The following is a 9,980-nucleotide window of genomic DNA, read 5'->3' as shown; positions in this document are numbered from 1 at the left end:
ATAATCTCAACCGACCGCACACGAGCCTCGACGGCCTCACCCCGAACGAATTTGCAACCCGGTCCGAAAGGGACCACAACCTGAACAGGGCTAACTTATAGACGCGGACAAAACGGGGAGCAGGTCAGCCCACCTCCTTGCCCGATGGAATCTGGACATTCAGCCGGGGATCGGAGCCTGTCCGGGAGCTGGCCTTCTTTTCTGACCGCCTCGGCCTTTCGGTTTCGCTCCTGCAGTTCGACGGCCGCGATGGAGAGGCGGACTTCGAAGAGGAGGAGCCATGGGACAGCTACGATCAATTCATGGCTGGGCGCGGATCATGAACTCAAGGGCCGTGCTCCGTTTCGAGGTCCGCGACACCCGTACCGAAAACCCACAGCTCTCGATGCCTCAAGACATAAAGATTTGGCAATGACGAAAGAACACGAATTCAAGATATGGCTCGAACAGGGCGGCGCCCAAACGGATGCGGGGCGCAATTCGCGGGCTTATGCGATCCGAACCATCGAACGGAATCTTGATGCGCTCGGCATGCCGCATCGGAATCTCGACGAGGCGTGGGAAGCTGACAGGTTCGAATCGCTTCGCGAGCGTCTGCGAAAAATGCGAGAGGACGCCCGCGCTGGTGGGCAGGATTACCGGATCCTGATGCCGGACTCCGACAATCCCTACAACCGGCTCTCCAACTGGGGGAGCTGGGTGGGGCAATACGGGAGGTTTCTGGCAGGTGATCCCCCGGGGGCTGCGAAGGATGCTGATCGGATACGGCAATACGTCCTCGAACACTATATCGAGCCCGCTCGCGAGGAAGGCCGCGACCACGCCGAGGTTCTCGTCCGAGACGTCAACGCAGCTCTAGGCCTAAAGGAAGCGTGGCCGAATATCTGTCAGGCGCTCGGGGGGCGGATGTTCCAGGACATGGCGCAGGTCCCCGAACCCGAGCGGATTGGAGCGGACCAAAGCTCGGCAACCAGGTTCCGCTTCGATCTTAGGGGGCGACGCATCAGCCAACCGGCGCTTGAAAAACTACGCGAAAGGTTCATTGCCCTTTGCCCTGACTTTCGGAGCTTCGTCGAACCTGGCACCGGCTGGGCCAAGGGTGAGAAAGCCTACAAGGTCGCGGCGATCGACCGGGTCCGGTCGGCACTTGCCGAAGAGGCAACTGACGAAATCCTCGGCAAAAGCGTCTTTGAGATCCTGAAAACAGCCGCAAAGGACGGCCCTCTGGTCAGATGGCAGACCGAGGACGCAGTCGCCAAGAATGCTGCGGACCTGCTCGCAGAGTTCTACGCGATCATTGGTCGGCTGGTCCGATCCGAGGAGCCGCTAGAGGTTGCCTTGGCAACGGCGCATGACGCTCTCGAAGCGCTGCGCACGCGTGGTGCTACGTCGCTTACCTACGGTGAGCGGATCAACATTCTGTCTTCGGCATTGGCCATGGTGCGACCGAGCGCAATCGCCCCACTGAAAATCAGCCGGATAAACGAGGCGTGGGAAGCGCTGACCGGTGAAAAATTGTTTGTCGAAGCCAAGGCCGATATGGCGACGGATTATCGGCACCTCGCCGACGGCTTCACAGAGATATTTGAAATCATGCGCGACGAGTGGCGTTGGGAACCGCAAGACTGGCTGGACATCCAGGGATTCCTTTGGATCGCCAACGACAAGACCGTCACAGTACCGGCTGCCCCAGACAAAGCCGCCGACAAAAGTGAACTTTCGGAGAAGCCGATGTCGATTTCGCCCGTCAACCTCATTCTCTACGGCCCGCCTGGGACAGGAAAGACCTTCGCCACCGCAGCAGAGGCGGTGCGGTTGTGCGGCGAACCGGTTCCGGAAGATCGGGCAGAGCTCATGGCTGTCTACCAGAGGCTGTTGGCGGCCGGGCGTATTGAGTTCGTCACCTTCCACCAATCGATGTCCTACGAGGACTTCGTCGAAGGTCGGCAGCCCATGACCGGATCGGACGGGGACGAGGGATCGGAGTCTGCCGGTTTCCGGCTGGAGACCGTCCATGGGATATTCAGGCGGATCGCGAAGCGCGCCGAGACCAGCCGAGGACCGTCTTCGGGCAGCGGCACTGTCGCCCTGGAAGGTCGGCAGGTGTTCAAGATGTCAATCGGCCGGGCGAACGTCGAAGAGGACGCTCAGTTCTTCGAAGAGGCGATCGAGGGCGGCTACACGCTGTTGGGTTGGGAGAATATCGACTGGAGCGACGAAAAGTACGCCGAAGCTTCCCAAATTTTGGAAACGTGCCAGAAGGAAGGGACAATCCCCGGTGCGGTTAACGCTCAGTCGGGGCAAGTCCAGCATACGGATGTTTTCCGAAACCGCATGAAGGTTGGAGACATCATCATCGTCTCCAAGGGAAACGGCCTCTTTCGGGCCATCGGCGAGGTTACGGGTGAGTACGAATACAGCCCACGACCGGAAGCTGTGATGTGCCATCGGCGGCCCGTGAAATGGCTGTGGGTTGATGGTGAGGGGGTACCCGCGAAGGAGATCTACCAGAGCAACTTCACGCAAGCGACGATCTATCGGCTCAAGAAGAATAGCCTCAACATCCCTGCGCTTGAGCGATACATGAACAGCGGGAGATTTGATGGACCAACGGCACCAGAGCACTTCGTCCTGATCATCGACGAGATCAATCGGGCGAACATCTCCAAGGTCTTCGGCGAGCTCATCACTCTTCTCGAAGCCGACAAGCGGCTGAACCAGCCCAATGCGCTCAGGGTTCGACTGCCCTATTCGGGCGACGAGTTCGGGGTGCCGTCCAACCTGCACATCCTTGGCACTATGAACACCGCCGACCGTTCAATCGCGCTTCTCGACACCGCCCTTAGGCGTCGCTTCACATTCCGCGAGATGATGCCCGATGCATCCATCGTCGAGGAAGCTGCCGAGAAATGCGGGATCGACCTGCCGCGACTTCTCTCCACGATCAACGAGCGGGTCGAGTATCTCTACGACCGCGAACATCAGATCGGTCACGCCTACTTCGCTGCGTGCAACTCCCGAGCTGATGTCGACGACGTCATGCGCCACAAGGTTATCCCCCTCCTGGCGGAATACTTCTTCGAGGACTGGGCCAAGATCGCAGCGGTGCTCGGCGATCTGGAACCTCACGAGGGCCCGATCACAGGCGGCTTTCTCAAGCGCTCGATCCTGAAAGCGCCTCCCGGTCTCGAGGATGGTGACGCGGTTCCCAGGTTCCGTTGGGAAGTACGCTCGGTGGTTGAAGGCTTCGCCTACGGGAAGTTGGCAGGGACATGATCCGCCGCACGATCCGCGAATGGGAGCGTATCGGCTACGGTTCTGACGACGCCGAGATCCCTGAGGCTCAGGCAGACCGCCTTGCCGCGGTCGCGCGGGCCTCGGTCTTTTCCGGCCGCGGGGGCGAGGGTGTTCTGGAACACGGGCGCAAAGGGCTCCGTGCACGTGGCGTCGTCGGCGTCATTGCCACACCAGGCTGTCAGCTCGAGATCCTCCCGAAGATCGAAAGGGGTGGCGAGACCAACGTCACGGACGCGACGCTCCGCGCTCGACTCATCCACATGCTCGCCGTGACTTACGATCTGCCGATTGAGGCCGGCGCAGTGACGCAGCTCGGCTGGCAGCGCGATACGGTGCTCGAACTGCTGATCCGTCTGTTCTGCGCGAGGCTCACGGATGCGGTACGTCAGGGAATGCCGCGCCACTACCTCGAGCATGAAGATGAGCTTCCCGCCCTACGGGGACGCCTGTACGTAACACGGCAGTTCTCCGCGCTCGCGGTCTCGCCCCAGAAACTTGCGTGCCGTTTCGACGCTCTGTCGCCGGACATCGCGCTCAATCAGGTCATGCGTGCAGCGGTCAGCAAGCTGTCACGCCTAAGCGCCGCACCGGACAACCAACGCGCTCTACGCGAGTTGAACTTCGTCTACGCCGACGTCGCCGACGTTCCTCCGAGCGGGCTACGGTGGGATCGGATCGTCCTCGATCGCACGAACCGGCGCTGGCAGGATCTCCTCTCGCTTGCCCGTCTGTTCCTTTCTGATCGGCATCAGCAGACGAGCGCCGGGACAATCGACGGCCATGCGCTGCTCTTCGAGATGAATGTCCTGTTCGAGCAGTATGTCGAACGGATCCTGTCGCGCGCGCTTGCTGGCACTGGCTTCCGAGTGTCGTCGCAAGGGGGGCACCGGGATTGTCTCTACGATGGTGACATGGGCCGGTTCCGGACGCGCCCGGACCTCATCATCCGGCAAGGCGAGCAGATCACGCTCATCATCGATACCAAATGGAAACGCATGACCCCGCGCATCGACGATCCCAAGCAAGGCGTCAGCCAGGCGGACGTGTACCAGCTGATGGCCTACGGCAGGCTCTACGACTGTCCGAACGTCATGCTGCTCTACCCGCACCATGCCGACTTGCCCGCTGACCCCATCAGGCAATCATATTCGATCGCGGCCAAGGACGCAGACGAGAATTTGATCGTGGCAACGCTGAGTCTCGCCGGCCCGCAACGGGACCACAAAAACGCCCTTCAGCAACTGATCAGAGAATGTTTGGGGGCCGCTTCCACGCTTGAGGCGCGCGGTGACGGTCACGACGTCATTTCTACCGCTACGTCGGTTTTCTCCTATTCTCAGTATTGAGGATAGGATGCGGGCTGTTGAGATGCGGCGCAGCCCACCTATGAAGATCAAACGATCTGCGCCCCGCTTCTAATGATTGCGCGCAATCGCGTTAAGTACCTGAATTTGCTTGCTTAAGCGCGTTTTGCGATTACCGTTTCGCCAGTCATCTTCTGTTGCGAACGGTCTCATGCACAACATTTCCTCAGCCCCGAACCCCTTGTCGCCCGAGCGCATGACGGCGGACGAGCGGCTCGCCGAACTCGGCCGGATTCTGGCAGATGGGCTGCGGCGGGTTATGCCCGAACAGTCCAGTTCTTTATCTGCGAACGAGAGAGAAAGTTCGCTGGATATTCTCGCCCTCAAACGCCGTGTTGGTCGTCGCAAACCGAGCAACCGAGTTGGAGGGCAATGATGCCAGGAGCGACGAAAAGAGCAGGACCAAAACAACCGCATGAAACCGCCGCATTGGACACATCGGCGCTGACCAGGCTGGCGGCGCTGAAGCGCATGTCGGTCAATGAACTGAAAGCCGAGTGGGAGGCCTTATTCGCCACGCCCGCCCCCAACAACAGCCGCGGCTACCTCGAACTGAGGATCGGCTACCGGATCCAGGAACTGATGCTCGGCGGGCTCTCCCGCGAGACGCGGCGGACGCTGGATCTTCTGGCCGACGAGATCGACGGCAAGTCCGACCGCAAGGCGATCGTCGCCGATGCGCGCAATCCGGTCGTCGGCACGCGGCTCGTGCGCGAATGGGGCGGGGTCGAACACACCGTCACCGTGATGAAGGACGGCTTCGACTGGCAGGGGCGCAAGTTCAAGTCGCTGTCAGCGGCGGCGCGGGCGATCACCGGCACGCAATGGAACGGCTACCGCTTTTTCGGGCTGGCGAGAGGTGCACGATGAGCCGCATGACCCCAAAGCGCCAGCGCTGCGCCATCTATACCCGCAAGTCGAGCGAGGAAGGCCTCGACATGGAGTTCAATTCGCTAGACGCCCAGCGCGAGTCTTGCGAGGCCTATGTCGCCAGCCAGCGTTCGGAAGGGTTCGCCGCCATCCGCGAACGCTATGATGACGGTGGCCATTCCGGCGGCACGCTGGAACGGCCGGCACTGCAGCGGCTGCTGGCCGATGTGGAGGCCGGGCTGATCGATGTCATCGTCGTCTACAAGATCGACCGATTGAGCCGCTCGCTGATGGATTTCGCCAAGCTGGTGGAAATCTTCGATCGTAATCAGGTGACCTTCGTTTCCGTCACGCAATCGTTCAACACCACGACCTCGATGGGCCGCCTGACGCTGAACATCCTCCTGTCCTTCGCCCAGTTCGAGCGCGAGGTGATCGGCGAGCGCATCCGCGACAAGGTCGCAGCCAGCCGCAAGCGCGGCATGTGGATGGGCGGCTATGTGCCGATGGGCTATGACGTCATCGAGCGCAAGCTGGTGATCAACGAGGCCGAGGCCGCTACGGTTCGCATGATCTTCGAGCGGTTCGTCGCCATCGGCTCCGCGACGGTTCTGGCGAAAGCGCTGGCGGCCGAAGGCGTGCGGAACAAACGCGGCAAGCTGATCGACAAGGGGTTTCTCTACAAGCTCTTGGGCAACCGGGTCTATCTGGGCGAAGCCGTCCACAAAGGCACTTCCTATCCCGGCGAGCATGAGACCATCATCGATCGCGCACTGTGGGACAGGGTGCACAGCATCCTGCAGGAGAGCCCGCGCCAGCGCGCCGCCAACACGCGCAGCACAACCCCAGCGCTGCTCAAGGGGCTGATCTTCACGGATACCGGCACGGCGATGACGCCGACGGCGACGAAGAAGGGCAGCAGACTCTATCGCTATTACACCTCGATGGACCTGATCCGGAACCGTCCTAGCAGTGACGCCTCCCGTCCGCAGCGCCTGCCCGCAGGGATGGTGGAGGACGCCGTCATCGCCGAAATCCGCCGCATGATCGCGACGCCCGAGGTCAAGGCGCGGGCGCTCGCCGCCCTGAAAGCAGGCCTACCGGATATCGACGACAAGACCGTCATCGCCGCGCTCGGCGAATTCGATAAGCTCTGGGCGGCGCTGTTTCCGGCCGAACAGGCGCGCATCGTTCAGCTTCTGGTGACGCGCGTCACGGTGGGCACGGACGGCCTCGCCATCGATCTGCGCCATGACGGCATAGGCACGCTTGCGCATCAGATGATGGCGCCGCAGCCCCGAAAGGATGCAGCATGACGGACAACACCATCCGCGTGGTCGTTCCGCTGGAAATCCGCAGAAAGAACGGCCGCCCGAAGATCCTGCCGCCAGCCGACCATACGCCCGCCGCGGCACGGACGCAGGACGCGCATGTGCTGCGCGCCGTCGCCCGCGCCTGGAGCTGGCGGCGCAGGCTCGAACGCGGTGAGGCATCGACGCTGCAAGACATCGCCAGCGCCGAAAAGGTCACGGACCGGTTCGTCAGCCGCGTGATGCGGCTTGCCTTTCTCGCCCCGGACGTTCTGGAGAAACTGCTCGTCCACCGCATCGCGCCGGCGTTGTCGCTCAATGATCTGATCGCCGTCGCCGAGCGCCCGTGGGCAGAGCAGATGGACAAGGTGTTCGGATAATCAGGCGGTGATTCCAGTAGACCACCCTTCTGGTACATCACGTTTGACGAACAACGCCATCGGCACGCTGGCGAGGTGGTGCTCGGAGCTAGACATCAAGAGGAGCCGGTTGACGGTGTTGTCCTGGATGCCGCCCGCGGGCCAAAGGCACGACACCCGCGCTTCCGAAAGGTGAGTCCCAGACTTCTTTGCGAGCTGCACCGTTGAGGCGTGGACACGCTTGAATTCAGCATTGAGGCTGGCTTCAAAATTGGGTTTCGCGCCCCTTGTCGGAAACGCTGAAAGGTACTTGAAGACCTTTCGCATGATGTCTGGATAGCCTCCAAATACACGACGCCCGGCAAGTGCGGCGATTTCCTGGACGTCGTACGGGAAGACAAAACCGGCTTGCTCCACGCCAGCTCGTAGCTGGGTCAGCGGCGGTGCGCCCTGCGTGCCGCGTCCAGCGGCCGTCATCAGCTCGCGCCAGCGGAACACGCTGTCGGTGACGATGCATGAGCCGGTAGCCTGCGCGAGGTACATCGTGATCTCGAAGTTTGGCGCCATCTTAAACGGTGTGAGTTGTCCGCCGCCCTTCCCGCCCTCGAGCGATCCCTCTTGCAGGATGGCAAGTGGGTCTTGTTCGCGAAGCATATCGAAGCCATCCAAAACAGCCTCGACAGCCTTTTCATCCAGTTCGGGAGAATCCCGGCGAACCTGGCGCCGAAGCGCCTCTCGTGGCAGCAGCAACATGCTCCGCTTGTGGTCATCGTTCATCAGCTCCGCCAAGCCGGCTTCTTCCTTTGGATCGACTCTCATCCCCTGCGACCGAAACTTGGCCATTTCGAACATCTGATCGCGCAAGTGAAAATCGAAGTTACACGGATCAGGAAATAGGGTGACGAGCCCTTGTTCGACGAGCGGCATGATCGCCATGAACAAGACGACCGACTTCAAGAATTCCTGCCGATACGTCTTGGGGTGCTCGAGCGGACTGAACTCCTTGTTAACGGTCCGGGGGTGGATGAAGGGATGCTCGATCAGCAGTTCGTCGTAATAGAGTGATAGGCCGAGCGCGCAGTTCGAAATGACCGACGGGTGTAGAAACCCGGTGTAAATCGCACGGGCCGAACCATCGGGCTTTGGCAACATCGCCAGCAAGTTTGTCTCGCGCGGCCACAGGGCTTCGTAGAGGCCGTACACATCCTTGATCTTCTCGTCGGTGATCTCGCGGCGCACGGTGACCCAATCGCGGTCCTCCACGAGGCCCAGAATCTTGGAGATGCCGGTGAACAGCATCAAGTTGCGCTCGCGGATACTGTGCTCCGCCCACGTCGGTCGGAGTGCGACGTGCTTGCGCTCGCAGCAAGCCCCGAACGCGCGGCCCGATCCGCAACCGCAGAGATCGCGGGCGCGAAGCGGCCTCGATGGCGGCGTTTTCTTTAGGAACTCGCGTTCCTTTTCGGTCCGGCCAAAAGCGTCCTGATAGTGGACTTCGCCGCTCTCAAAGCGGGCGTAGATCTCGCCGCCGAAGTGCCAAAGACCGTTCTCAGGCGGAAGGAAGGCACCACGCAGGTCGGCCCAGGGTTCAGCCGACAACGTCTCTGGATAGAGCCACTCCTCTTTGCCGGCGGCAATGTATCGCTTCGCCCGCGCCTTGAGCACTCGGTTGACCCAAATGACCTCCTCGCTCGTCAGCTTGCGCGTGCGAATAAAGGCGTCGGTGCGCACCATCGAGTTGCGATAGTTTCCGGCAAAGGTCCGCTTCTCAAGTGGGTTGACCGAATGGTCTTGCGCGTACTCGAGGTTCGTGAGGATGAGACAAAAATCCCGGTTCAGCGGGAAGATCGTTTGCGAGCCCTTTAACGCAATCGAGGGTTCGTTCGGATAGCCGTTCCCTTTTGCATCGGGCGGTACCGCGTAGTTGTAGATGGTTACCGGGTGATCGCTCACGATGAATTTGACGTCGGCGTCCCGCGCCGACACGATTTCTCGCACCCCTTCCGTCCAGATCGTGCAGTGCATCATACGGATGCCTTGCATCTCGAACATGAGGTCGTTCTGGGTCAGGCGCGGGTATTGTGCGCTCAACCAGTCGAGGCCCTTCGGCGTGCGGATTTTCTGGATGTCGAGATACTCGAAGAAGGTCGTAAAGTGACGGTGCCATTCGCTGGCATCCTCGCCCACAAACGCGCGGACGGCGTGAGCCCCGCGCGTGTCGATGTCGCCGAAGAGCTTGCGCTCGATCTCGTCATTCACGGACGTGCCAAAGAAGGTCGAATACAGGTCCCGTTTGCAGAACGCCCGCGACGTTGGCGAAGTGAATTTCGATCTCTCGGTGACAACACGACCATCCGACAGCGCGTGCTGGGGCGGGCTCAGGTCGAGATACGAATAGGTGTCCCGGCCCGGCTCAATGAACGCTTCCTGATACCATTGAGGTACGTAATGGTTGTTGCGCGTCTTCGTCATTTTTCAAGCATTCCCATAACTGAGTCTGGTAAACTTGATACTTTGCACCCACGGGCGCCACGCTGCTTTTCTACCGGAAACGCCCACCTCGGGTAGTCTCTATCCGTACGACTGGCGGGGGAACCCGCTACAACTCGGGCGTAGTTCGAAAATATCAAGTCATTGAGATTGCGTGATATTTTCCGACCGAACCAATTCGGCCGAGGTTCGCTCGGAAAGAGACGAAGACCGTTCAGAGACCGAAAATCGGCGCTGCGGCAGTCTCTGAGGTTCGGATGGCACCGCCAAACCCCTTTGAAACAAAAAGA

At 60.7% G+C, this 9,980-nt stretch carries 6 protein-coding genes; 5 read left to right on the top strand and 1 reads right to left on the bottom strand.

What is annotated here, in order from left to right:
- Nucleotides 1-411: 411 nt before the first annotated feature.
- The 5 genes from P2PM1_RS25450 (at nucleotide 412) to P2PM1_RS10840 (ending at nucleotide 7,221) form a co-directional block, all read left to right on the top strand.
- Entirely contained in the window at nucleotides 412-3,276 is a 2,865-nt protein-coding gene (locus tag P2PM1_RS25450; protein ID WP_244301466.1) for an AAA family ATPase, read from the top strand.
- The gene (locus tag P2PM1_RS10855; protein ID WP_186399056.1) at nucleotides 3,273-4,643 is read left to right on the top strand and encodes an McrC family protein; all 1,371 of its coding nucleotides are present in this window, start codon (nucleotides 3,273-3,275) and stop codon (nucleotides 4,641-4,643) included. The genes P2PM1_RS25450 and P2PM1_RS10855 overlap by 4 nt, the downstream gene beginning before the upstream one ends.
- Nucleotides 4,644-5,090: 447 nt before the next feature.
- Nucleotides 5,091-5,531, top strand: coding sequence for a DUF2924 domain-containing protein (locus P2PM1_RS10850; RefSeq protein WP_244301465.1), 441 nt, complete (start codon nucleotides 5,091-5,093; stop codon nucleotides 5,529-5,531).
- Nucleotides 5,528-6,847 (top strand): recombinase family protein, encoded by a 1,320-nt coding sequence (locus tag P2PM1_RS10845; RefSeq protein WP_186399054.1) that lies wholly within the window; start codon nucleotides 5,528-5,530, stop codon nucleotides 6,845-6,847. The genes P2PM1_RS10850 and P2PM1_RS10845 overlap by 4 nt, the downstream gene beginning before the upstream one ends.
- Nucleotides 6,844-7,221, top strand: coding sequence for a hypothetical protein (locus P2PM1_RS10840; protein ID WP_186399053.1), 378 nt, complete (start codon nucleotides 6,844-6,846; stop codon nucleotides 7,219-7,221). Before P2PM1_RS10845 ends, P2PM1_RS10840 begins: the two co-directional genes overlap by 4 nt.
- On the opposite strand, the gene P2PM1_RS10835 is transcribed toward P2PM1_RS10840, so the two are convergent.
- Nucleotides 7,222-9,672: a DUF4238 domain-containing protein gene (locus P2PM1_RS10835; protein WP_186399052.1), complete on the bottom strand. Its 2,451-nt coding sequence runs from the start codon at nucleotides 9,670-9,672 to the stop codon at nucleotides 7,222-7,224.
- Between the last annotated feature and the right edge of the window lie 308 nt (nucleotides 9,673-9,980).

It is taken from the genome of Stappia sp. P2PMeth1, from assembly GCF_900185735.1.
Lineage (GTDB): Bacteria > Pseudomonadota > Alphaproteobacteria > Rhizobiales > Stappiaceae > Stappia.
Note: the sequence above shows the minus strand (reverse complement) of the source record. Positions and strands in the feature narration are given on the sequence as shown.

What these genes read in the sequence shown, in the direction of transcription:
- P2PM1_RS25450 (WP_244301466.1), top strand. Translation starts at nt 412, where the DNA reads ATGACGAAAGAACACGAATTCAAGATATGGCTCGAACAGGGCGGCGCC.
- P2PM1_RS10855 (WP_186399056.1), top strand. Translation starts at nt 3,273, where the DNA reads ATGATCCGCCGCACGATCCGCGAATGGGAGCGTATCGGCTACGGTTCT.
- P2PM1_RS10845 (WP_186399054.1), top strand. Translation starts at nt 5,528, where the DNA reads ATGAGCCGCATGACCCCAAAGCGCCAGCGCTGCGCCATCTATACCCGC.
- P2PM1_RS10840 (WP_186399053.1), top strand. Translation starts at nt 6,844, where the DNA reads ATGACGGACAACACCATCCGCGTGGTCGTTCCGCTGGAAATCCGCAGA.
- P2PM1_RS10835 (WP_186399052.1), bottom strand. Translation starts at nt 9,672, where the DNA reads ATGACGAAGACGCGCAACAACCATTACGTACCTCAATGGTATCAGGAA.